This is a genomic window from Spongiivirga citrea (assembly GCF_010671565.1).
Lineage (GTDB): Bacteria > Bacteroidota > Bacteroidia > Flavobacteriales > Flavobacteriaceae > Spongiivirga > Spongiivirga citrea.
The window spans coordinates 569,841-592,743 of the sequence record NZ_JAABOQ010000003.1 but is presented as its reverse complement, the minus strand read 5'-3'; the positions used below and the strand labels follow the sequence as shown (position 1 = coordinate 592,743).

Annotated in this window: 19 protein-coding genes; 10 read left to right on the top strand and 9 right to left on the bottom strand. The window is 35.7% G+C overall.

What is annotated here, in order from left to right; genetic code table 11:
• Nucleotides 1-26 precede the first annotated feature (26 nt).
• The 3 genes from GWK10_RS09305 to GWK10_RS09295 form a co-directional block, all read right to left on the bottom strand.
• Nucleotides 27-1,763, bottom strand: coding sequence for a hypothetical protein (locus GWK10_RS09305; protein ID WP_164031867.1), 1,737 nt, complete (start codon nt 1,761-1,763; stop codon nt 27-29).
• A gap of 167 nt (nt 1,764-1,930) precedes the next feature.
• Nucleotides 1,931-3,430, bottom strand: coding sequence for a DUF4403 family protein (locus tag GWK10_RS09300; RefSeq protein WP_164031865.1), 1,500 nt, complete (start codon nt 3,428-3,430; stop codon nt 1,931-1,933).
• Between the two features lie 690 nt (nt 3,431-4,120).
• Entirely contained in the window at nt 4,121-4,702 is a 582-nt protein-coding gene (locus tag GWK10_RS09295; RefSeq protein WP_164031862.1) for a YceI family protein, read from the bottom strand.
• 118 nt (nt 4,703-4,820) lie between these two features.
• On the opposite strand from GWK10_RS09295, the gene GWK10_RS09290 reads away from it, so the two are divergent.
• Complete coding sequence (locus GWK10_RS09290; RefSeq protein WP_164031860.1) at nt 4,821-5,702, top strand: winged helix-turn-helix domain-containing protein; 882 nt, start codon at nt 4,821-4,823, stop codon at nt 5,700-5,702.
• A 349-nt stretch (nt 5,703-6,051) separates the two neighbouring features.
• Here the strand turns inward: GWK10_RS09290 and GWK10_RS09285 are convergent, their stop codons facing one another.
• Nucleotides 6,052-7,101: an alkane 1-monooxygenase gene (locus tag GWK10_RS09285; RefSeq protein WP_164031858.1), complete on the bottom strand. Its 1,050-nt coding sequence runs from the start codon at nt 7,099-7,101 to the stop codon at nt 6,052-6,054.
• A gap of 304 nt (nt 7,102-7,405) precedes the next feature.
• On the bottom strand, nt 7,406-7,765 hold the full coding sequence (locus GWK10_RS09280; protein ID WP_164031856.1) for an endonuclease domain-containing protein: 360 nt from the start codon (nt 7,763-7,765) through the stop codon (nt 7,406-7,408).
• 337 nt (nt 7,766-8,102) lie between these two features.
• Between GWK10_RS09280 and GWK10_RS09275 the strand changes: the two genes are divergently transcribed.
• From GWK10_RS09275 to GWK10_RS09250, 6 genes are all read left to right on the top strand, one after another.
• Entirely contained in the window at nt 8,103-11,552 is a 3,450-nt protein-coding gene (locus tag GWK10_RS09275; RefSeq protein ID WP_164031855.1) for a DUF4175 family protein, read from the top strand.
• The gene (gene ybeY, locus GWK10_RS09270) at nt 11,549-11,968 is read left to right on the top strand and encodes an rRNA maturation RNase YbeY (RefSeq protein WP_164031854.1); all 420 of its coding nucleotides are present in this window, start codon (nt 11,549-11,551) and stop codon (nt 11,966-11,968) included. Before GWK10_RS09275 ends, ybeY begins: the two co-directional genes overlap by 4 nt.
• Before the next feature lie 144 nt (nt 11,969-12,112).
• Nucleotides 12,113-13,984: a tRNA uridine-5-carboxymethylaminomethyl(34) synthesis enzyme MnmG gene (mnmG, locus tag GWK10_RS09265; RefSeq protein ID WP_164031853.1), complete on the top strand. Its 1,872-nt coding sequence runs from the start codon at nt 12,113-12,115 to the stop codon at nt 13,982-13,984.
• Nucleotides 13,984-14,460 carry a hypothetical protein gene (locus GWK10_RS09260; RefSeq protein ID WP_164031852.1) on the top strand — a complete coding sequence of 159 codons (477 nt, stop codon included), beginning with the start codon at nt 13,984-13,986 and terminating at the stop codon, nt 14,458-14,460. Before mnmG ends, GWK10_RS09260 begins: the two co-directional genes overlap by 1 nt.
• A 333-nt stretch (nt 14,461-14,793) precedes the next feature.
• Nucleotides 14,794-15,663, top strand: coding sequence for a class I SAM-dependent methyltransferase (locus GWK10_RS09255; protein ID WP_164031850.1), 870 nt, complete (start codon nt 14,794-14,796; stop codon nt 15,661-15,663).
• 215 nt (nt 15,664-15,878) lie between these two features.
• A complete protein-coding gene (locus tag GWK10_RS09250) occupies nt 15,879-16,388 on the top strand; it encodes an OmpH family outer membrane protein (RefSeq protein WP_164031848.1) in 510 nt (169 codons plus the stop codon).
• Between the two features lies 1 nt (nt 16,389).
• Here the strand turns inward: GWK10_RS09250 and GWK10_RS09245 are convergent, their stop codons facing one another.
• Both GWK10_RS09245 and GWK10_RS09240 read right to left on the bottom strand, forming a co-directional pair.
• On the bottom strand, nt 16,390-16,788 hold the full coding sequence (locus GWK10_RS09245) for a DoxX family protein (protein WP_164031846.1): 399 nt from the start codon (nt 16,786-16,788) through the stop codon (nt 16,390-16,392).
• A gap of 3 nt (nt 16,789-16,791) precedes the next feature.
• A complete protein-coding gene (locus GWK10_RS09240) occupies nt 16,792-17,940 on the bottom strand; it encodes a DNA polymerase III subunit (protein ID WP_164031844.1) in 1,149 nt (382 codons plus the stop codon).
• Between the two features lie 96 nt (nt 17,941-18,036).
• Between GWK10_RS09240 and GWK10_RS09235 the strand changes: the two genes are divergently transcribed.
• Nucleotides 18,037-19,227: a phosphoglycerate kinase gene (locus tag GWK10_RS09235; protein WP_164031843.1), complete on the top strand. Its 1,191-nt coding sequence runs from the start codon at nt 18,037-18,039 to the stop codon at nt 19,225-19,227.
• Nucleotides 19,228-19,310: 83 nt separating this feature from the next.
• Here the strand turns inward: GWK10_RS09235 and GWK10_RS09230 are convergent, their stop codons facing one another.
• A complete protein-coding gene (locus GWK10_RS09230; RefSeq protein ID WP_164031841.1) occupies nt 19,311-19,601 on the bottom strand; it encodes a GIY-YIG nuclease family protein in 291 nt (96 codons plus the stop codon).
• A 156-nt stretch (nt 19,602-19,757) separates the two neighbouring features.
• Complete coding sequence (gene rnr, locus GWK10_RS09225) at nt 19,758-21,965, bottom strand: ribonuclease R (protein WP_164031838.1); 2,208 nt, start codon at nt 21,963-21,965, stop codon at nt 19,758-19,760.
• 253 nt (nt 21,966-22,218) lie between these two features.
• On the opposite strand from rnr, the gene GWK10_RS09220 reads away from it, so the two are divergent.
• A complete protein-coding gene (locus GWK10_RS09220; protein ID WP_164031836.1) occupies nt 22,219-22,398 on the top strand; it encodes a hypothetical protein in 180 nt (59 codons plus the stop codon).
• A gap of 30 nt (nt 22,399-22,428) precedes the next feature.
• Nucleotides 22,429-22,668, top strand: a complete 240-nt coding sequence (locus GWK10_RS09215; RefSeq protein ID WP_164031834.1) for a DUF2007 domain-containing protein — start codon at nt 22,429-22,431, stop codon at nt 22,666-22,668.
• Nucleotides 22,669-22,903: the final 235 nt, after the last annotated feature.

Sequence of the window (22,903 nt, the reverse complement as noted above, 5' to 3'; positions counted from 1 at the left end):
TAAATGCTATGTTAGGTGCGGGTCTTTCAAGTAAAAACATCTGCAATCAGTTTTTTTATGGTTAAGTTCTCCAATTTGGCAGCGATAGGTGAAACATTATCTTGGTTTAACTTCCAATGCATTCCTTCATTATATATGATTCCTAATAAATAGTGAGATTCAGGTGAAGTAAAACCCATTTCTTCTGCTTTTTCTAATTTACTTCTAGTTTTATGAGTACCTAGAAAGGCAGTTCGGGCACTAAGACTTTGAAGTTTGTTGTAAGCAATTTCTTCTATTCTTATTCTTAAACCACCACATACAGCAAAAGGGTCGTAAGGTTGGTCGGATAAATAGTTTTGTGCCTCGTCGTTTAAGTGGTTTTTGAAATTGTCATTTTCTCCCCAAAGTTCTGGTATATTTAATGCTCTAAATTCATTCCGTTTGTTAATTGTTCCTGGGTCGTAATGAAGTAAATATTTAGACACATCATCTTTGATAGTCAAATCTTCTCTATTTCTTAAAAGGTTAATTATTCCTTGTGCAACTTGAATAGTGGACTTGTTGAGATAATATACCTTTTGATTACTAAATGTGAAATTTTTAAAATAATTAGGATTTAAATGTGTTAGTATTAAAGGATAAATCTTTTTGTCGGCAAGCTTGAAATCCTTTATAAATTGAGTAATGTAATATTGAGCTGCTGTTAGATTTGCATCATCTAAATAATCAAATACTTCATCAATTATTAAAATATTTGCACCTTTTTTTAAATGTCTTTTAGCTCTAAATAGCATTGATATAAATGTCAAAATATCCCTTTGACCATTTGAAATATGTATCGCATGTGGAAATTTTACTACTAGTTTTCCACCTGTTTGACTTGTACTAATATTTCTCCAAGTGCAATTAAAAGTTGTAAGAGTTTGGTCAAAACGTTGTTTGTCTAAACGGTAATTACTAAAAGTACAAGCGGCTTTAAAATTATTTGGGTTATTGTTATAAAGTGAAATTATTTGAATAGCTGCCAAATAACTTTTGGTTTCACAATTGTAACCAATATCAAATTCATTAATTAATTTCCCAATTGTGTTTAAATAGTCAATCTGTTTTAAGGCGTCTAAACAGTTTAGAGAAACCCAATTATTTAAGACATTAGCTGTTGCTGCTGAATCTTGAGCATTTATTGAGGCGATTATAAGATTTAACCTTTGTTGTATTCTATTTCCATTTGCACGTTGTAATGCTTGGTAGTTCTCACTCAATTTTTCTACCAAAATCAAATTTGTCAAAACAGAATTTGCATTTGGAAGAACTTTACCACAATTACCGAAATCAGCTTGCTTAGTTCTATATGAATAACCGAATTGAGTATTTGCAGGAATTCTATCAACTAAAACAACATCCTTTATTTCCAACCTTGCTGTTGCATTGCCAAAGCGAGAACCAATTCCTTTTGGTTTAGTTAAGTTATTTATTACGAAATAGTCAAAATGTAAGCTTATTGTGTTAGAATTGTTGGTTGCCTCTATATTATGTGTTGTTCCATTTACATCAACATATTCAATTGCTATTCGCGGTAGATTTGCAGCATTTTCAGCATGTAAATCATCTTCTGCAAGTGTAATCCTTCTAGTATTCATTGAATTAAATGCAGTAGCTAACGAGCTTTTTCCAAATCCATTCGGCGCAACTAATAAGCTTGGTTTATTAGGATGAATTCCAAGATCAAAGGTTTTTTGTTCTATCCCTTTTATATTTTCAATTTCAATTATCTTAATCATAAATGGTGGTAAGTCTTTTCGGTTTGAACCTAACGTGTTGTTATATGGCTAGTTGCGTGTGTAAGTAACTAAATTAGCAAAGGAAAACGAGCCTGAGTAAATTCCTACGAAATTTCCAAAGTAGGCTAGAACAAGCAATTACTTATAGCCATTGTTAGCGGTAGTTATTATTCCCGAATTGTTGATGATAACTTTCCATTTGCAATTAACAAAACTTCCATTCCGTTTTGGTCAACATAAATACCCGGAACATTCAGATTCTCCAAAACTCCATTAATAACAATATTGTCAACTACAATTTCTTTCAATTCTTCGTTTATGAGGTTTGTGTATTTTGTGTGCTCTTCTAAATACGAGAATTTCAATTTTTCTTTTAATTCATCGTAGTAATAATTATCTATCAAATATGGCAATCCATTATTAATCAAAAAATTGTTTGTGTTTGCCTCTATTTTGAAATCGGAAATTGAAGCTTCTTTTAATTCATCGTTAATACTTGGTATGGCTGTAAAATATAAATTTCCTTTAAAACGACTAGTGAATTTTGTACGACCTTTTACATTTATTTTGATTAACAATGCTCCAACATTATTGAGACCTACACCTTTAACCTCAATGTCTTTGATTTTTAGTTTTACACCATCTTTTTCATATTGAACTCCAACAACTTCTTCTTTTGCAAGCAAGCTCAGAGTATTAAAAGTTGTGCTTGCGGGGACATAAATATTAAATTTACCCTCAGTTGATTGGGTTAATTCGAGGTTCGGTAACGGATTGTTTTCAATTGTTGGTTTGGTGTCAACTACTTCTAATTTTGAAGCAAAACCTACGCCTATTCTTAATTTTCCATCTTGAGCATTCAGATTTTCAAAAATTACTTTTTGAGGTTTTATGCTTAACCAAAAGTCTCCTAAAGCAACAGGCTCTTTAACGTCATTCCAAAAATCATTTACCTCTGTTTTTAAGTCATAACTATCTACAAGTTCGGTAACTTTTTTATCAATTTCTGCGGAATAATCCCTTATAAAATCTTGAAGTGGGTCTTCTAATTTATCTTTTATGTCAATATTAATTCTTATCAAATTTCCAATTAGGTCGATATGTAAATGAGTGTCTCCGCTAATTTCTCCTTTCAAATATGTATCAGCTTTGACCGAATAATCTTCTTGAATTTTAAGTTTTACACCTAATTCCACAATTACTGTTGGTGATGCATCTCCGTGTTCGGTTTGTCGAAGTCCTGGTGTTAAACAACCATTTCCGATTGGATTACAAGTTGAGCAACAATCTCCATCACACCAAACACCAACACAAGCGGTATAACTTCCACGAGCATTAATGTCAATAGGAATTCTAAAAATCAGCTCATTCCCTTTAGCGGTAAACGATGCAGGTTTATTTCTATATACTTGATAATTATATCGGGTTGTATTTCCACTACTACCGTTACCACTTGCAATTTGACCTTGTGGAAGGTTTTCATTGATGTAATTTTGTATCGTTTTAATGTCAATTTCCATCGGAAGACTTATTTGTGAATTAAGTCTTTCAGGTCTTTCAGGTAAATTACCCACTACAGGTTCGTCAGGTAAAATTCTCGTTGTTTTACAAGATGACATTAGTATAAAACTAATTATACCTGACATCAATAATAATTTAGTTTTCATATTCGATTGGTTTTGGTTTTTCGATTAAACGTATATTAGTTAGTAATTGAAAACAATACCCATTATTAGGTATTTTGATTTGGGGAAGAGTGTTTGTTCTAAATATCGCTAACTTGTTATATCAATTATAGATATCCTGTTATCCCGGCATAGCGACCAGATAACAAGAAGCTTTGCTCCTAATTATAATTTTCCTATAAAAGGGCATAGAAGACCTATTAGCCATCTACACAAGAGCCATTTATTTAATACATCATAAGGATAAACAGACCGAAAATAGTCTGCGTTAAGGGATGTTCTAAACTAAGAAAATAATCTTTGTTAAAAATGTGGTTTTCCGTAAGTGGTGGGAAATACTCGTTGAGGTGTAATAATCAAGGTTGTAGTAAAATTTACTAGGGCTAATGTGGGAGGTTTTGGCGTAGAAGCATCTCGATACAATCCCAACCTATGGTCGGGATCACTCCCCGCCAGAATGACTTCGTCGGGCAGGGATGTGACAATTGGGATGGGAAGTGACGTTGGGAGTATATGACTCTGCCGTCATGCTGAACTTGTTTTCAGCATCTCATCTCCATGGTTGGTGAGATTAATTTGATGAGACCCTGAAATGAATTCAGGGTGACGAATGGCCTTGAACTCGGGTTTGCCGTCATGCTGAACTTGTTTCAACATCTTATCACCACAGGTTTATTTCATAGCATTTGGTGCGGGTTTAAAAACCAAGCGTACATCAAACTCCACCGCATCAGAAATTGAATGGTCTTTTAGCTTGTTGTTGTATGTGATTCCCCAACGGGTGCGGTCAATTTTAAGCTTGGTGTTAAAGGTGTTTTTAGTGCCATCAAGGTTTGCGTAGAATTGCTGTTGTTTGGTAATCCCCTTAATGGTAAGGTCAGCCATCATTCTATGTATATTTTCCTCTGGTAAATATTCCACTTTTGTGATTTTTAAACGAGCTTCTGGAAACCGACTAACATCAAAAAAATCTGAGTCTCTTAAATGTTTTACTGGGCCTTTCCCGTTGCGGTAATCCTCATTATCAATACTTGTCATATTGATTATGAATTCTCCGCCAACGACATTGCCCATAAGCGTTTGCAATGTTCCCTTACTAAAATGTACCGTTCCATTATGTTCAGAAAATTGAAACGCATAAGTGCCTTTCCAATGAATAACACTTTTAAGAGTGTCGAGCTCATAAACAGGAACGCTTTGCGCGTTGATGTTTGAATACATTACTAAGGCAAGAATAAATACTACTGTTCGCATGATTTTTTGATTTTTGTGTAAAACTAGAGCGGGACTGGTCTAGGAAATGTCAAAAGAGTGTAAAAGAAGTGTCAACGGTTGTAAAATTTCGCATAGAAATCGGTTATTTGCAACTACAATGAGTCAAAAACTGCGTTATATCATTCCAGCTATTATTTGTTTGTTCACAATTTCGTGGGCAATCCCTTTTGAACAGGAAAAAAGCAATCCTAAGGCAGAACGTGTAAAAATCGCATTGCGTCAGGTGGGTAATGAGTTGTTACTGTCGAATAAAGACAGCTCATCGATAATTATGCCTGTGGTTCAATTGGACCCGCTTAGTTATCGGCTTTCTTTTGAGGGTGAACTCACTTTTTTACCGGATTCACTAGTGGCTATTGTCGATAAAAATTTTGAAAAAGCCGGCCTTTCTAAAAACTATATTGTTGAAGTGATTCGATGCCAAGATCGAGAGGTGAGCTATAGTTTTGAAATGAGCCGAAATCGGGATAAAACCATCGTGCCGTGTATAGGTCGCAAAGTACCAAATGCTTGTCATACCATTAAGGTTCAATTTATAGAAGGAACGACTGCTTTATCTGGGAATAAACTGGCAATTGCCGGACTTGCAGCCGGATTATTAGTCTTTTTAATTGTAGGGTTTCGTAAAACGAAAAAGGGAATTCCAAATCCCGATTTAGATGAAAACCAACTTGCAAATGAAGATGTTCACCTAGTGGGAAGTTTTCATTTTTACCCGAAACAGAATAAGCTTGTAAAAGAAACGGAAGCGATCGCACTTTCTAAAAAAGAATGTGAGCTGCTAGTCATTTTTGCAAGCCGTCCCAATGAGATAATCAAGCGTGAAGAACTAACCAAAACTGTTTGGGAAGATCATGGCGTTATTGTCGGTAGAAGTCTTGATACCTATATTTCAAAACTTAGAAAAAAGCTAAAAGAGGATTCGTCCATCAAAATCACGAATGTTCACGGGGTTGGGTATCGGTTGGAGGTTGGGTGACTTAAATGTCGACATGATCTTTCTAAGAATCTCGATACATTTTTCATTTCCTTATCAGTCAATGAAAAACACTCGATCTGACATTATTAAAGCGAGGTGTCAGATCGAGTGGTTTTAGTTTGAACGATAGTGAAAACAAAAATTGTATCGAGAACTTTTTTGGTCAAATTTTTTCCTCGTATAAAAATCTAGCTCCCTTCCCTCGAGGGAAGGGCTGGGGATGGGTGTAAAGCGCAATCTTTTTAATACATCTTTGGCTTCACACCCCTCTTTTCCACCGCATCACCTCGCCCACAACTCCCGTTGTGTCGTCCTCAAGGGGAGAACTCTTTATGAATAAACAATAACACTAAGCCGCCAACACCTTCATCTCCTCCGGTACGCGCTTATTCATAATATAAAACCAAAGTGGCGGAATTGTAGAAAGCACCATCGAAGTCGGGTAACCAAATGGCATTTGCGGACTTTGATCGTGGTGGTCTAAAATCTGATATTTTTTAGACGATTTATAGTGATGATCGGAATGGCGAGTGAGTTCATAGAGTACTACTCGACCCACTACATGATTCGAATTCCAAGAGTGAATTTCGCGAACACGCTCATAGCGACCCGACTCTTTTTTGGCTCGACGCAATCCGTAATGCTCTATATAATTGATGGTTTCTAGTAATAAGAGTCCGACAATTCCCGCTGCAATAGCTAAAATTAATCCGGGAAGTCCGAAAGCAAAAAAGATAACGGTTAGGTAAGTCAATTGAAATAGTACATACCAAGCCATATCGTTTTTAATACTGAAAAATGACAGATTGTTATTCTTCAACAGTTTTCGCTGAATACTCCATGCACTAAAATATTGTCTAAACACCGAAGTCACCCAAAATGAATATAAGCTTTGGTTGTATCTCGCAGTTGCCGGATCTTCTTCCGTTGCAGCGAGTAAATGATGCCCAAAATTATGCTCGATATAAAAGTGCATATAATGCGAAGGCATTAATAACAACTTTCCCAAAAATTGTTGATGTTTTAAAGTCCGATGCCCTAGTTCGTGAGCAACATTAATCCCGTTAGAGCCTAGCACAATGCCAAGAGAGAAAACCAGACCAGCAATTTCCCATAATTGTAATTGATTTGTGATTAGTTGAATTAGTGTAAAGACAATCAGACCAAATACAATCGGCACATTTAAATACAGCAACCAGTCAAAAAGCTTGCTCTTTTTCTTGTTTTCGCGTTCTTCATCATCAAGATTATCTGTATCCACAGGTAGCAATGTTTCCATAATCGGTATCATCCCGAATACATAAACTGGGGTCAAAAAACTCCATATTCCCTGTTGAGAGATTCCAACGAATGCAACTAGGGGAATGGAGAATGCTGCTAGGTATTTTAGGTCTTTCATTTTTTGTTCTCTATAAGGTAATTTTGGCTTTACACCCCTCTTAATCTCCCCTCAAAGGGGAGAAACTCATTCTCTTGTTTTAACTAAAGATTCTTTCTCATACAAAATCCAAGCTCCTTCCCTCGAGGGAAGGGATGGGGATGGGTGTAAACTGCAATCTTTTTAATAAGTTTTGGCTTTACACCCCTCTTAATCTCCCCTCAAGGGGAGAAACTCATTCTCCTGTCCTACTTCAAAAAAATATTTCCAAAACAGGCTCCCTTCTCTCGAGGGAATGGCTGGGGATGGGTGTAAAGCTCAACTTTTATTTATATTCCTCTATTTCCTTTTTCAATCGCTCTAGTACAAAATCAATATCATTTTCAATTTCCTCATTCGTAAATCGAATAAACCGTATGCCTAGTTCTTCTATTCGACCTTGTCTTTCTGCATCTTCCAAAAATTGGTTTTCGTGATATCCTCCATCAACTTCGATTGCCAAACCTATGTCCTTTGCATAGAAATCCAATATATAATCTAAAACAGGAAACTGTCTTCTAAATTTAGTTCCTAAGGCATTTTTACGTATTCGCTTCCAAAGTATCTTTTCTGCAAATGTCATTTGTTTCCGAAAAACCCTTGACAATATCCTCGACTCTTTTGAATATGGAATTATTCGCCTCACTTTTCTTCTTTAAAAACTCCATTATGATTTACACCTCTCTTATCCTTCATGTCGCCTCGCCCACAACTTTCGTTGTGTCGTCCTCAAGGGGATAAACTCATTCTCTTGTTTTAACTAAAAATTCTTTCTCATACAAAATCCAAATTCCCTTCCCTTGAGGGAAGGGTTAGGGATGGGTGTAAAAGCCCAAGCCTACTAATATTCCTCCAATCTCTTTTTTAACACAAGCTTACCAAAATAGCCAATTTGCGGCTAAAAATAAAATTGTAAATTTCAGATTAGCAAAGTCGGAGTTGGCTCCACACAATTTTTATATCTCTTTTTTTGTTATTTGAAGATGACGCAGTTACAAATCGTACAACAAAAATTATCGCAATTCATAAAACGCTATTACACCAATGAGCTTATTAAAGGTGGGATTTTGTTTTTTGCAATTGGGCTGTTATACTTTATCGCAACACTCTTAATCGAACATTTTTTATGGCTTGGACAAACCGGTCGGTCTATTTTGTTCTGGTTCTTTGTGGTTGTAGAGCTGGCGCTACTTTTCAAGTTTGTTTTAATGCCTTTGGCCTATCTTTTTAACCTAAAAAATGGAATAAATCAGGTGCAGGCTTCTAAAATAATTGGTAGTCATTTTCCCGAGGTTGACGATAAGTTGCTGAATTTGTTGCAGTTAAAAAATACCAGTGCCGATTCGGAATTACTGCTTGCCAGTATCGAACAAAAAGCAGCGAATTTGTCACCGATTCCCTTCAAGCTTGCGGTTAATTTTGCATCCAATAAGAAGTATTTAAAGTATGCCGCCATACCGGTAATTGTCTTTTTACTGTTTTTGGCTACAGGAAACTTAAACATCTTTTCAGATTCTTATACTCGGGTTGTGAATTATCAAACGGCTTATGAGCCGCCAGCGCCTTTTCAGTTTATTGTCGATAATTCTGAATTAAAAGCGATTGAAAATTCCAATTTCACTTTAAATGTCTCAACAACCGGATCGGTAATTCCTGATAATGTTACCATTCACTTTAATAATCAGTACTATTATTTGAGACAAACAGGGCTTAATCAATTTCAATATGTGTTTGATCAGCCGACCAAGGACATCGATTTTTATGTTTCTTCTAACGATTTCTCCTCAAGAAACTATACGCTAAATGTGGTAAAAACACCCAATGTCAGCGGATTTGAAATGCAACTTGATTATCCTGGCTATACCAAAAAACGGGACGAAATCATTAAGAATACTGGGAATACCGTTGTTCCTGAGGGAACAAGAATTACTTGGGGTTTAAAAACGAAACAAACAGATGTTGTTAACTATCATGAACGCGATACCACATTGCTTTTCACTAAGGTTGACAATCTGTTTACCCTAGAAAAACGACTTTTTAATGATACCGACTATGAAATTACCACAAGTAATAGTCAATTAAAAGATCATGAGCGTTTAGGATATTCTATTAGTGTTGTAAAAGATGCATATCCGGAAATGAATTTGCAATCACAAAAGGATTCGGTTGATAATCGCACACTTTATTTTCTTGGTCGTGTTTCAGATGATTATGGGCTGTCTAAATTAAGACTCGTCTACTATCCAGCTGGAGATGATACCAAAAAGGAACGATATCCGCTTCCTTTAAACAAAGGCACTTTTGATGAGTTTGCAACTTCCTTCCCTGGAGATTTACCATTAACTGGAGGTGTTGACTATGAGTTTTATTTTGAGGTAGTCGATAATGATGCGCTTCGAGGAGGAAAATCGACCAAAAGTCAGGTTTTTAACTATACCAAGTTGACTACTGATCAGTTAGAGGAAGAACAATTGCAGCAGCAAAATCAAATGATCGATGATTTGAATGATTCCTTACAGAAAATGGATCAGGATCAAAAAACATTAGAAGAGCTCAATAAAACACAGAAAGAAAAGAATCAACTCAATTTTAACGACAAGAAAAAGCTTGAACAATTTTTGCAACGTCAGCGCCAGCAGGAAAAGATGATGAAGCAATTCAACAAGCAGATGAAAGAAAACTTAGAGGAGTTTCAGCAAGAAAAAGAGGAAAAAGATGAGTTTAAAGAACAGCTTGATGAACGTTTAGAACAGAATGAAAAAGAGCTGGAGAAAAATGAAAAACTGTTAGAGGAAATTGAAAAGATCGCCGAGAAAATCAAGAAAGAAGATCTTTCACCCAAATTAGAAGAGCTCGCTAAACAGCAAAAAAATAACAAACGCAGCTTAAAGCAGATTCTTGAACTGACCAAACGATATTACATTTCTAAAAAAGCTGAAAAGTTAAATCAAGAAATCAACGAATTGGCGAAAAAACAGGAAGAGCTATCAAAAAAAGAAGGTGAAGAAAACACAAAGGAGGAGCAAGATAAAATCAACGAAAAGTTTGAGGAGCTTCTAAAAGAGAAAGAGAAATTAGAGGAGGAAAATCAAGAACTCACAAAACCAATTCCACTTCCAAAAGATAGAAAGACTGAGGAGGAAATAAAGGATGCACAAAAGGAAGCTTCTGAAAACCTTGAAAAGAAAGAAAAATCTGACAATCAACAACAAAAGCAACAGGCCCAGCAAAAGGCAAAGCAGAAGCAAAAGCAAGCAGCTCGTAAGATGAAACAAATGAGCAGCGAAATGCAGCAGTCTATGATGGGTGGTGGAGGCCAACAAATGCAGGAAGATGCCGAAATGCTGCGCCAGATTCTGGATAACCTAGTTATTTTCTCATTTGAACAGGAGGGAATCATGGATCAATTTAAAGCTATCGATAATCGTAATGCTAGTTTTGGTCAAAAGCTTCGCCGACAAAATGAGTTGAGATCATTGTTCGAGCATGTCGATGACAGCCTCTTTGCATTATCCTTAAGACAACCTGCTATAGGTGAAACCGTCAACAAAGAAATTATCGATGTCTATTTTCATATCGACAAGGCCCTTGAGCGTCTAGCAGAAAACAGGATGTATCAAGGTGTGGGTAGCCAACAATATGCCTTGACCTCGTCTAACAATTTAGCGGACTTTTTAAGTAAGGTACTTGACAATATGCAAAATCAAATGAGCATGGGTCAAGGTCAAGGTGATCAAGATCAGCAGTTGCCAGATATTATTAAAAGCCAGCAACAGCTAAACGAAGAAATGCAAAAGATGATGGAGGAGGGCAAAAAAGATGGTGAGAAGAAGGATGGTGAACAGAAAAAGCCGGGCGAAGACGGTCAAAAACAAGATGGCGAGCCAAAAAAACCTGGTGAAGGCGAGAAGCAAGGTGAAGGAGATCCGAAACAAGGAGAGAACGGTCAACCAAAAGAAGGTGAAGGTCAGGGTCAAGAAATGAACTCAGAGCAACTTTATGAAATCTATAAAAAACAAGCTCAGCTAAGACAACAGCTAGAAGAAAACTTAAGAAGAGCTGATGAGCAGTTGGGTGAAAAAAATGGTAAAAAAGGAAAAGGCGGCAGGGCTGGTGACAAGTTGGTCAAGATGATGGAACAAATAGAGCAGGAGTTGCTGGAGAAAGGGTTCACCGAACGCGCCATGCAAAAAATGACTCAGCTACAGCACGAATTGCTCAAGCTTGAAAATGCGACTTTTCAACAAGGTCAGGACAACAAACGCAAATCGAAAACCAATCAGCAGCAGTTTAACAACAACCTTAAAGATCAAAGTAATGCGATAAAACAATATTTTAACGCTACTGAGATATTAAACAGACAAGTATTACCTTTGCGGCAAATTTACCAACGTAAAGTACAAGAGTATTTTCGTGTCAAAAAGGAAGAATGATCACGTTTAATTATGAGACTGATTTTGAGGTAGAAAATGAAGAGCAGATTAGCAATTGGATAGGCGAGGTACTCTTATCTGAAGAAAAGTCTGAGGGAGAAATTAGTTATATATTTTGTGATGATGAATACCTACACAACATTAACCTCCAATATTTAAACCACGATACGCTTACCGACATTATCAGTTTTGATTATGGAGTAGGCAATCAGATTAACGGTGATATTTTCATTTCAGTAGAACGTGTTCAGGAAAATGCCAAGCAATATGAAGTCTCATTTGAAGATGAATTGAAACGGGTAATCATACACGGCATACTTCATTATTGCGGATACAAAGACAAAACGGAAGCTGACCAAGCCGAAATGACGCAGAAAGAAAATGAGAAGATAGCAATGTTTCACGTGGAACATTAGTAGTCAATGCTCCCTTCCCTTGAGGGAAGGGTTGGGGATGGGTGTAAATCGTCTAGTTCAAAAGGTCAGGTCACTTACACCCCTCTAAATCTCTCCTCAAGGGGAGACTTAATTAGTAATAACAAGAAGGCAGTAAAACAAGATATGTTCAATTCAGTATACGATGTAATAATAGTAGGAGCGGGTCATGCAGGATCAGAAGCGGCAGCGGCAGCGGCCAATATGGGTTCTAAAACCTTATTGATTACTATGAACCTACAGAACATTGCGCAAATGTCTTGTAATCCTGCAATGGGAGGAATTGCAAAGGGACAGATCGTTCGTGAGATTGATGCCTTGGGTGGCTATAGCGGAATTGTTTCAGACAAGTCGGCTATACAGTTCAAGATGCTTAATAAAAGTAAAGGGCCTGCTATGTGGAGTCCTCGAGTACAATCAGACAGAATGCGTTTTGCTGAAGAGTGGAGAATGCTTCTTGAACAGACCGAGAATCTAGATTTCTACCAGGAAATGGTGTCTGGATTGATTGTTGAAAATGGGAAAATTGCAGGCGTAAAAACCTCACTTGGACTTGAAGTTAGAGCAAAATCTGTAGTGCTTACCAACGGAACTTTCCTAAACGGACTCATTCATATTGGAGAAAAACAATTTGGGGGTGGTAGAGCAGGAGAACGTGCTGCAACCGGCATTACCGAAGAACTCGTTGAACTAGGCTTTGAATCAGGTAGAATGAAAACAGGAACCCCACCTAGAGTTGATGGACGATCGCTTGATTACTCCAAAATGATTGTACAACCTGGCGATGATAATCCAGAGAAATTCTCATACTCAAACATTACTAGCTCGTTGACTGAGCAACGCGATTGCCACATGACTTACACAAGTCCTGAGGTACACGAATTGTTAAAAGAAGGCTTTGACAGATCACCAATGTTCAACGGTCGAATTAAAAGTATTGGGCCTCGTTATTGCCCATCAATCGAAGACAAGATCAATCGATTCGCAGATAAAGATCGTCATCAAATTTATGTAGAGCCTGAAGGGTGGGACACCGTAGAAATGTATGTCAACGGATTCTCTACATCGCTTCCTGAAGATGTTCAATACAAAGCACTAAAATCTGTAGCTGGTTTTGAGAATGTAAAATTCTTTAGACCTGGTTATGCAATCGAATATGACTACTTCCCACCGACACAGTTGCGCCATACTCTAGAAACAAAACTTGTTGATGGATTGTTCTTTGCTGGTCAAATAAATGGAACCACAGGATATGAAGAAGCCGCTTCTCAAGGATTAATGGCCGGTATCAATGCATCCTTAAAAGTTCAGGAAAAAGATGAATTTATCTTGAAAAGAGATGAAGCCTATATTGGTGTTTTGGTAGACGATTTAATTACCAAAGGAACTGAAGAGCCATATCGTATGTTTACGAGTCGAGCAGAATACAGAACGCTACTTCGTCAGGATAATGCAGATTTTAGATTAACCCCTAAAGGACATGAAATAGGCTTAGCAAAAGATGATCGTCTTCAACGAATGGAACAAAAACTAAAAAAATCGGAAAGTTTAATTACGTTTTACAAAAAAACAAGTGTAAAACCTGAAGAAATTAATCCTGTTTTAGAAGAAAATAACTCTTCTACAATAAAACAACCAGATAAAATCTTTAAAATATACTCTCGTCCTAATATTAATTTAGAAGACATTCTTAAAATAAATGATGCTAAAACATTTATCGAAGAGAATAAACTAGATTCTGAAGTTTTAGAACAAGCAGAAATTCAAGTAAAGTATGCTGGTTATATAAACAAGGAAAAGAACAACGCTGACAAACTTCAGAAACTAGAGAATATCTCAATACCTGAAAACTTCGATTATTCAAAATTGAAATCGATGTCTTTTGAAGCTCGAGAAAAACTTTCGAATATTAAACCAACTTCTGTTTCTCAAGCTTCAAGAATTAGCGGGGTATCTCCTAGTGATATTTCTGTACTTTTGGTTTACATGGGTCGCTAATGAAATCTGTATTCCTTAAACAATCAAAACCAATAAAAGCTTTAGTCCTTGGATATTTCCTTTTGACGCTTTCAGCATTAATGCTGATTGGTAACCCGAACCAAATTCCACAAATTGTTTTTCTAACGCTCTTTGGTTCTCTAATTGTTTTCGGTTCTGTTTCTATGGAAATCAGAAAGGATTACAAAAACAAAAAACATTTTCAGCTTTTTGGTATCACGATATTTAAATACGGCTTCAACATTCCTCCTCCCGAATACATTGTAATCTTCTTCACCAAACAAAAATCAGATAATGATTGGGGTCCCGTTTCTGCTATGGGAACTACATCAAAAGATCAATTATTTATCCTTCGCATCTTTTATAAAAAACTTCATTTTACACTTCTTCGAACTAAAGATGCAAAGCTTGCCAAACAAAAAGGAAAAGAACTTTCTTCTCTCCTCAACGTAGAATTATTTGACAAAACTATTTAGCGTTCCACGTGGAACATTGGTTTCTTGTTTTAATTCATTTTAGATTTCTTCTATTTGACAATTGTTTTTCTCGTTTAATCAAACTGAATAGAAACACAAATCCTATAATCAACTATAACTCTAAATGACATCCAAATTATTTACCTAACCAAGATTAAAGCCACCCCAAAAAATCGTTCATTAATAAATAGTTCTCGACTGCGCTCAACCAGACAAGAATGAAAATTTCGTGTCTGTCCAAAACAAACTTCAAATACTGACTCCTCCATTTTCCAATTATATCACTTCACCTTAACTTTGCCATCAAAACGTTCCACGTGGAACATTAGTTTAATGAAGCAAATCGATCTTAACGAATTCCATTCGCAATCACTTTTCACCTGTAAAGACCATCTCGTTACCAAGGAAGAATTTACCCTCCATCAACATTCTGATCTGGATATTCTAATCACCAATCCTAGGCCCAACGAAATGGATTTACCCTCCTATTACGAAAGCGAAAATTATATATCACATACGAATTCGACCAAGGGTTTATTTGATAAATTGTATCAACTAGTCAAGTCCATTTCTCTAAGATCAAAAACCAAGCTATTGTCCTATTATATGAATAGTTCGGATTCACATCTAGACATTGGTGCCGGAACTGGATCCTTAATTGAAGCGATGAAAATGAAAGGGTATTCATCAATAGGAATTGAACCTTCCGATCAAGCAAGATCGGTAGCTAATCAAAACAACCTAGAACTACATTCTTCTATAGCTTCCATTGACCCAAAATCATCCTTCAAAACAATATCCCTATTTCACGTATTAGAACATCTTCCGAACCTAAATGAAGACCTTCAAAAAATCACATCACTATTACACCAAGATGGTAGACTAGTAATTGCGGTTCCAAATTTCAACTCTTATGATGCCAACCATTATAAAGATCATTGGGCCGGTTTTGATGTTCCAAGACATCTATGGCATTTCTCGAAAACAGGAATATCTCAACTAGCAGAATTACACAATCTCCAACTTGAAAAAGTTAAACCTATGTGGTTCGATTCATTTTATGTGTCCTTATTATCCGAGCAACATAAATCCGGAAAACGAAATTGGGTCAAGGCAATTTACATTGGATTGCGGTCCAATCTAAGTGCAATAAGAACAAAAGAATACTCTTCTATCATTTATATACTGCGAAAGGCTAAATAATCATTCAGGTGACCAATTTTAAACCTTAGTATTAGCACACATCGATTTACCTTGCTTTAAAATTATAAGCCTTCTCAGGGCTTTATTTTAATCCATTTGTAATAAGAAAATACTATTCAAAAACTACATTAATAAGAAAAATCTATATTTAAAATACACATCAGTATTCCTATCTAAAATCATATTTCTATTTTTACCACCTGAAAAAACAAATCATGAAAAAATTACTTCTTTTAGGTCTTGCCTTTTTATCTTTTTCTTGTGAGCAGCAAAAAACTGCTTTCGTAGATATTTCAAAATTGGTCGATGACTACGAAGAGATGAAAGATGTTAAATCTGAATTCGAAACCAAAACGGCAGATTTTACAAAAAGAAGAGATAGTGTTGTTCAAGCATATCAACTTGAAGAACAAGATTTCCGAATTAAAGCTCAAAAGATGAGCCAGAAACAGCAACAAGAAAATTATCAGTTGCTTGCACAGAAAGGTCAGATTCTTGGTCAGCAGTTTCAAAACGAACAACAACAAATACAATTAGAAGGGCAGCAACAAATTGATTCTTTAGTTAAAAAGGTTAAAGACTTTATTAAGGACTACGGTAAAACGAATGGTTATACCTATATATATGGTTCTAACCAAACCGGAAGTGTCTTATATGGTGTTGAAGAAAATGACCTTACTGCCGCACTACTAGTTGAGTTGAATAAGGCTTACAAGAAAGAGTAGTCTAACTCCTGAGTACAAACAAACCGATTACAATTACCATAAAATAACATACTATGGTAAGTGCACCCGCATAGTCTTTTGCGACTCGTTGTCCGAATAGCAACATAAGTAATGTAAGTCCAGATAATAAACTTGCATACACTGCCATAGTACTATCCCCTGCGCTTAGCAATTGATATATTCCTACAATCGCTAGTAGACCACAAATCAATTCTAGCACCAAAACAATTCCGAGCAATAACGGAACCGTTCCCGCTAGAATAGATTTAGAGAAATGCTCATTTAACCAACTTAGGTTTCCTTTCCAATCTACCACTTTATCAATACCTGATTGTAGAAATGTAATGATGATAAATAGCATTAGTAACAGTTCGATTCCGTTGTTCAGAATAGTATCCATATTCTATTGTTTTGCGTGAAGTAATCTAGTTAGTTTAATTGAAAGGTCAGTTAAAATAATTTTCGCATTGCCATTCCCTTGTACGTGATAAACAGCTTCTTCTAAATGAGCAATTAGTTCAACAATATTTCCATTATGAATAAATGGAGCAAACTTCTTCAGGTCAAAATCATTTCCTTCGAAATCAAAATACGACAAGGTTTCAACACCATAATTAATAAGCATTGCCTGCCTAAAAACTTCAGTACTATATATCAAGAATTCCTTTTGTGCTTGGCGTCCAGATGTGGCGATGCTTTCGCTCCAATCCACCAGATCATTAATCACTGACTTATTTCCTTTTGCTCTAAACGCATTACGAACCCAGGTGATAAACCATTCCTCGAACATAGAATCTTCTGAACGTCCTTCAACCAAATCAAGTGCTTTGTTAAAGTTTCCAGCTGATTGATGCGCTATTTTATTAGCCTTCATTTCAGGCACTCCTCTATTTACAAGTTCCTTTGTGATGCTTACTTCCGGCAATCCATTTAAGTGAATAACCTGACATCTAGATCGTATGGTACCAATCACATTTTCTTCAGATTTGGCAAGCAAAATAATTACTGTATTATCTGGTGGCTCCTCAATCGACTTTAATAGTTTATTAGCAGCCGCCTCGTTCATCGTATCCGCCATCCACATAATAACCACCTTATATCCCCCTTCATAGGGTTTCATACTCAAAAAATGATCAACACTCTTTGCTTCGTGAACATTGATAATTGTTTGCTTTTTCTCGACACCCATAAACCGTTGCCAATCCAATAAATTACCATACGGTTCTTCTTTAAGAAACTGAAGGAATTCCTGGTTAAAATCAGCCGACTTCGGATCTTTTTTTATTGCTGAAGTTGTTGTTACTGGAAATGAAAAATGTACATCAGGATGTGCGAACTTTTTGAACATCAAATTACAGTTATCCTTGCCTCCTTTATTATCATCACCCGTATTGGCACAAACCAAATATTGTGCATAGGCAATTGCCAGTGGCAATTTACCACAACCCTCTGGTCCTACGAACATCTGGGCATGAGGAACACGGCCATTATGCACACTTTTTATTAGGTGCTTTTTTACTATATCATGTCCTATTACTTGAGCAAACATCATGTAACAAATATAACTTATTTATAGGCACATGATTTTAAACATTGCCCTATCTTTGCGCCTCATTAATTAACAACTTACTACTAAATTACTTGACAAATGGCAACCATAGAAAACTTCAACTTTAAAGATAAAAAAGCACTAATTCGTGTCGACTTTAATGTTCCTTTAAACGACGAACAAGAAGTCACAGACACTACTAGAATTCGTGCTGCTAAACCAACTATTATTAAAGTTCTTGAAGATGGTGGAAGTGCAATTTTAATGTCGCATTTAGGTCGACCAAAGGGACAGGTAAATGCTGATCTTTCGCTTAGTCATATTGCCGATGCTGTATCCGAAATTATTGGTGTAAACGTCTTGTTTGTTGATGATTGCATTGGTGAAAAAGCTGAAGAGGCTGCCGCAAATTTAGAACCTGGTCAAATACTATTATTAGAAAATCTTCGTTTTTATAGTGAAGAAACTTCAGGTGATGAGCAATTTGCTCAGTCTCTTTCAAAACTAGGTGATGTTTATATAAATGATGCTTTTGGTACCGCACACAGAGCACATGCTTCAACCACAGTAGTTGCTAAATTTTTTGAAGGAAATAAATGTTTTGGTGATCTTTTAGCAAAAGAAATTGAAGCTATTGATAAGGTAATGACTAGTGGTGAAAAACCAGTTTTAGCAATTCTTGGTGGCGCAAAAGTATCTTCTAAAATTACCATTATTGAAAACATTTTAAGTAAGATTGACCACCTAATTATTGGTGGTGGTATGACCTATACATTTGTAAAAGCGCAAGGTGGAAAAGTTGGTGATTCTATTTGTGAAGATGATAAACAACAACTTGCTTTAGACATCTTACAAAAGGCTGAAGAATTAGGTGTAAAAATTCATTTACCTGTTGATGTTTTGGCGGCTGATTCATTTTCAAATGATGCCAATACCCAAGTGGTTGATGTAACCAATATTCCAGATGGTTGGCAAGGTCTAGATGCTGGTCCAGTTTCTATGCAGCGCTTTAAAGATGTTGTACTAGAAAGCAAAACAATTTTATGGAATGGTCCTTTGGGTGTTTTTGAAATGGAGAACTTTGCTAAAGGAACTATTGAGCTGGGTAACTTTATTGCTGAGGCTACTAAAAATGGGGCTTTCTCTTTAGTTGGTGGTGGTGATTCTGTTGCCGCTGTTAAGCAATTTGGCTTTGCTGATAAAGTAAGTTATGTTAGCACTGGTGGTGGCGCAATGCTAGAAAGTCTTGAAGGAAAAACCTTACCTGGGATTGCTGCTATTAGGTCTTAATATTTGAGGTAGGCTTTTATAAGGTTCTCGATACATTTCTATTTTCCCTCTCGGTTAAATAGAAACACTCGAATTGACACTTGTTATTTGAATTTCTTTTTAGCAAGATTAGGCAGCTTATCATATTCACTATTGATCAATGCTTCTTTCTTTGCTTTAGACCATTTTTTAATTTGTTTTTCAGTATCAATAGCAAAACCAACTTCTGTAAATTCACAATAATAAACTAATTCAATCGGTCTCCTATGGTAAGTGTAACTGTCAGCATTTTCTCCCGAATTATGCTCGAACAATCTTTTATTAAGATTAGAGGTTATTCCGGTGTAATAGGTTTCATCTGAACATAATAAGATATAGACATAATATATTTTCATAAATCAGATATCTAGCCAATTGTCAGTTCAAGTGGTTTTTCTGAGGTACGAAAGAAAAATTGTATCGAGAACCTTGTTATTATCTATTTGTTCTCGATACAATTTCATTTTCCTTGTCATTCAAATGAAACCACTCGAACTGACATTAGCAATAAATTAATCCTCCTTCTTTCCAATCAACGTAAAGTCCAAATGCCTTTTTATTAAATCGGCGTTTTTGACTTTTACATATACTTCATCTCCTAATTGATAGGTGTTTTTTGTTCGCTCTCCTACTAAGGCATATTGGCGTTCGTCGAAACTATAATAGTCATCTTTGATCTCACGAATTCTGACCATACCTTCGCACTTATTAGATATAATCTCTACATAAATTCCCCATTCAGTAACTCCAGAAATAACACCTAAGAATTCTTCATCCTGGTGATTTTGCATGAACTTTACCTGCATATATTTTATTGAATCTCTTTCTGCCCTAGCAGCTAGATTTTCCATATTTGAAGAATGCTGGCACTTTTCTTCAAATACTTTCTCGTTAGCGGTCTTATTTCCGTCTAAATAGTACTGAAGCAATCGATGTACCATTACATCGGGATAACGTCGTATAGGCGATGTAAAGTGGGTGTAGTAATCAAAAGCAAGGCCATAATGACCAATATTATGTGTAGTATACTCTGCCTTACTCATACTTCGTATGGCTAAAGTGTCTACTAAATTCTGCTCTTTTTTCCCATTTACTTCTTGTAAAAGGTCATTTAATGAAGAAGTAATTGTCTTACGAGATTTCATATTAACGCTATATCCAAAACGGGATATGACGTTATTCAGATTCATTAATTTTTCTTCATCTGGTTCGTCGTGCGTACGATATACAAATGTCTTTGGCTTACCTTCTTTTCCTTTTTTCTTACCTATAAATTCTGCTACTTTTCTGTTGGCCAGTAGCATAAATTCTTCAATAAGTTTATTGGCATCTTTTGATGTTTTAAAGAAAATTCCTGCTGGTTCATTTTCTTTATCTAACATGAATTTTACTTCAACTTTATCAAAAGAAATAGCACCTGCACCCATACGCTGCGATCGCATTTTTTTTGCAAGACGATCTAGAGTCAAAGTCGCATTTTTTATGTCATCACTTACTTCATATCCTCCACCTTCTCTAATAGAAATTTCTTCTGATATCTTATTTCCTTCAGTTTCTATGATATGCTGAGCTTCTTCATAAGCAAAACGCTCATCAGAATAGGTAACTGTTCTACCAAACCACTGATCCAGCACCTTTGCATTTTTATCCATTTCAAACACAGCAGAAAAGGTATACTTTTCTTCATGTGGTCTTAAGGAGCAGGCTCCGTTTGAAAGAATTTCTGGAAGCATTGGCACTACCCTATCAACCAAATAAACTGAGGTTGCACGATCATAAGCTTCATCATCTAAGATGGTGCCTTCTTTTAAATAATGAGATACATCTGCAATGTGAATTCCTATTTCATAATTCCCATTTTCTAGTTCTTTAAATGAGAGAGCATCATCAAAATCTTTCGCATCTTTCGGATCGATTGTAAAGGTTAATGTATCGCGCATATCGCGACGTTTTGCAATTTCATCTACAGTAATACTTGTATCTAGTTTATCAGCAAACAATTGTACATCATCCGGAAATTCGTAAGGTAGCCCATACTCAGCTAAAATGGAATGAATCTCTGTATGATGTTCTCCAGGTTTTCCTAGTACTTGTATTACTTTACCAAAAGGTGAATCAGCTTTTTCAGGCCAATCTTCCAATCGAACTACTACTTTATCTCCGTCTTCAGCATCACCTATCTTATTCTTAGGAACAAAAACATCGGTATACATCTTCGGACTTGATATGTTGACAAATCCGTAGTTCTTTGTAAGCTGAAGTACGCCAACAAATTCCGTTTTATTTCGTTTTATTATTTGAACAATTTCACCTTGAAGTTTATCGCTTCGGCGGCGCTTATATACATAGACTTCTACTTCATCACCATTTAGTGCTTTATTGATATTGTTACTTGTTATAAAAATATCCGAATCAAAAGCATCAGTAATTACATAACCATTACCATTGCTGGTAAGATCTAAAATTCCACGATAATACTCTGTTGAAATTATTGCTTTGAACTTTCCTCGTTCAACCTCTTCTATTTGTTTCTTTTCTTTTAACTGCTGAAGTTTTTTAATAATTTGATTTCTTCCGCTAGCATCGGTAACACCTAGTTTAGCTGCAATCTGTTTGTAGTTAAAAGTTTGATTTCTATCTTTTTTAAGAATACTAAAGATAGTGGCAGTGAGGTTGGATATCTTATTATTACTGCCTTTTCGTTTTTTTCTTTTTGCCATTTTCTATAGCTGCACCTACCATCTTCTCATAATTCATGGGGCTTACAAAGTAGGTTTTCATTTCTAAATTTTAGTAAAGGTACTGTTTAATAACTAAATAGATACTAGAAGCTATTTAACTTTCGTTAACTAGTAAGGATACCGAAATGCTAACGTCTACTTAAAAAAAGTTAAAAAAAATATAATTTTTGTGTAACAAAAGCGAAAATCGAACGTCTTTATATAACAATCATCAATCAATCAATCTCAAATCGTGAAACGAGTTCATAAAATAATCGTCTTATTTGTCATCATTTTCTTGATAGGTCTCGGCGTGTTTGTGTCCTACATAAACACTTCACTTACCGACGAAACCAATACGCATAAGGAAAATGTCATCAAACAATCGGAAAAAGTAACCTTGCAAAAAGTAGTTCTTCCAAAAATTTCATAACTTCCTTTTTGAATATTACAAAATCCTGTTATGCAAAACTTTATAGTTGTTGCCACCTACACATATCCTTTTGAATATGTGCTACTAAAAGCGCGTTTACAAGAAGAAGCTATTCCTCATATTTTTCAAAATGAAACAATGATTCAAGTAGCACCTTTTTATTCAAATGCATTAGGAGGTATTCATCTAAAAGTACACAAGGACTACGCAGACTATGTAAAGCAACTTATCACAGATTTTGAGAATAGCTCTCCACTAAATATTGTTTAGGTTTTATTAGAAGCAAGAAAAAAGAGCAAAGAGAATAGATTTTCTTTTTTAAAGTTTCCCCTCAAAAGAAGTGAATAAGAACATATTAGTTAAGAATCAGATTAAGTAGTATACAATTAGCAATTTGTTATTCATCTTTCAAAAGACACAAAGGTTATCAACACTATTAAATATCAATTCATTTTTTCTTTTTAAAATTTAAAATAAAATGATGGTTATTATAGGGTGTTCATAT

Coding starts and splice junctions, on each gene's coding strand:
- GWK10_RS09215 (WP_164031834.1), top strand. CDS start 22,429: ATGCAAAACTTTATAGTTGTTGCCACCTACACATATCCTTTTGAATAT.
- GWK10_RS09230 (WP_164031841.1), bottom strand. CDS start 19,601: ATGAAAATATATTATGTCTATATCTTATTATGTTCAGATGAAACCTAT.
- GWK10_RS09285 (WP_164031858.1), bottom strand. CDS start 7,101: ATGAAAGACCTAAAATACCTAGCAGCATTCTCCATTCCCCTAGTTGCA.
- GWK10_RS09255 (WP_164031850.1), top strand. CDS start 14,794: ATGAAGCAAATCGATCTTAACGAATTCCATTCGCAATCACTTTTCACC.
- GWK10_RS09235 (WP_164031843.1), top strand. CDS start 18,037: ATGGCAACCATAGAAAACTTCAACTTTAAAGATAAAAAAGCACTAATT.
- GWK10_RS09305 (WP_164031867.1), bottom strand. CDS start 1,763: ATGATTAAGATAATTGAAATTGAAAATATAAAAGGGATAGAACAAAAA.
- mnmG (WP_164031853.1), top strand. CDS start 12,113: ATGTTCAATTCAGTATACGATGTAATAATAGTAGGAGCGGGTCATGCA.
- GWK10_RS09250 (WP_164031848.1), top strand. CDS start 15,879: ATGAAAAAATTACTTCTTTTAGGTCTTGCCTTTTTATCTTTTTCTTGT.
- GWK10_RS09245 (WP_164031846.1), bottom strand. CDS start 16,788: ATGGATACTATTCTGAACAACGGAATCGAACTGTTACTAATGCTATTT.
- GWK10_RS09295 (WP_164031862.1), bottom strand. CDS start 4,702: ATGCGAACAGTAGTATTTATTCTTGCCTTAGTAATGTATTCAAACATC.
- rnr (WP_164031838.1), bottom strand. CDS start 21,965: ATGGCAAAAAGAAAAAAACGAAAAGGCAGTAATAATAAGATATCCAAC.
- GWK10_RS09290 (WP_164031860.1), top strand. CDS start 4,821: ATGAGTCAAAAACTGCGTTATATCATTCCAGCTATTATTTGTTTGTTC.
- GWK10_RS09300 (WP_164031865.1), bottom strand. CDS start 3,430: ATGAAAACTAAATTATTATTGATGTCAGGTATAATTAGTTTTATACTA.
- GWK10_RS09240 (WP_164031844.1), bottom strand. CDS start 17,940: ATGATGTTTGCTCAAGTAATAGGACATGATATAGTAAAAAAGCACCTA.
- GWK10_RS09275 (WP_164031855.1), top strand. CDS start 8,103: ATGACGCAGTTACAAATCGTACAACAAAAATTATCGCAATTCATAAAA.
- GWK10_RS09260 (WP_164031852.1), top strand. CDS start 13,984: ATGAAATCTGTATTCCTTAAACAATCAAAACCAATAAAAGCTTTAGTC.
- ybeY (WP_164031854.1), top strand. CDS start 11,549: ATGATCACGTTTAATTATGAGACTGATTTTGAGGTAGAAAATGAAGAG.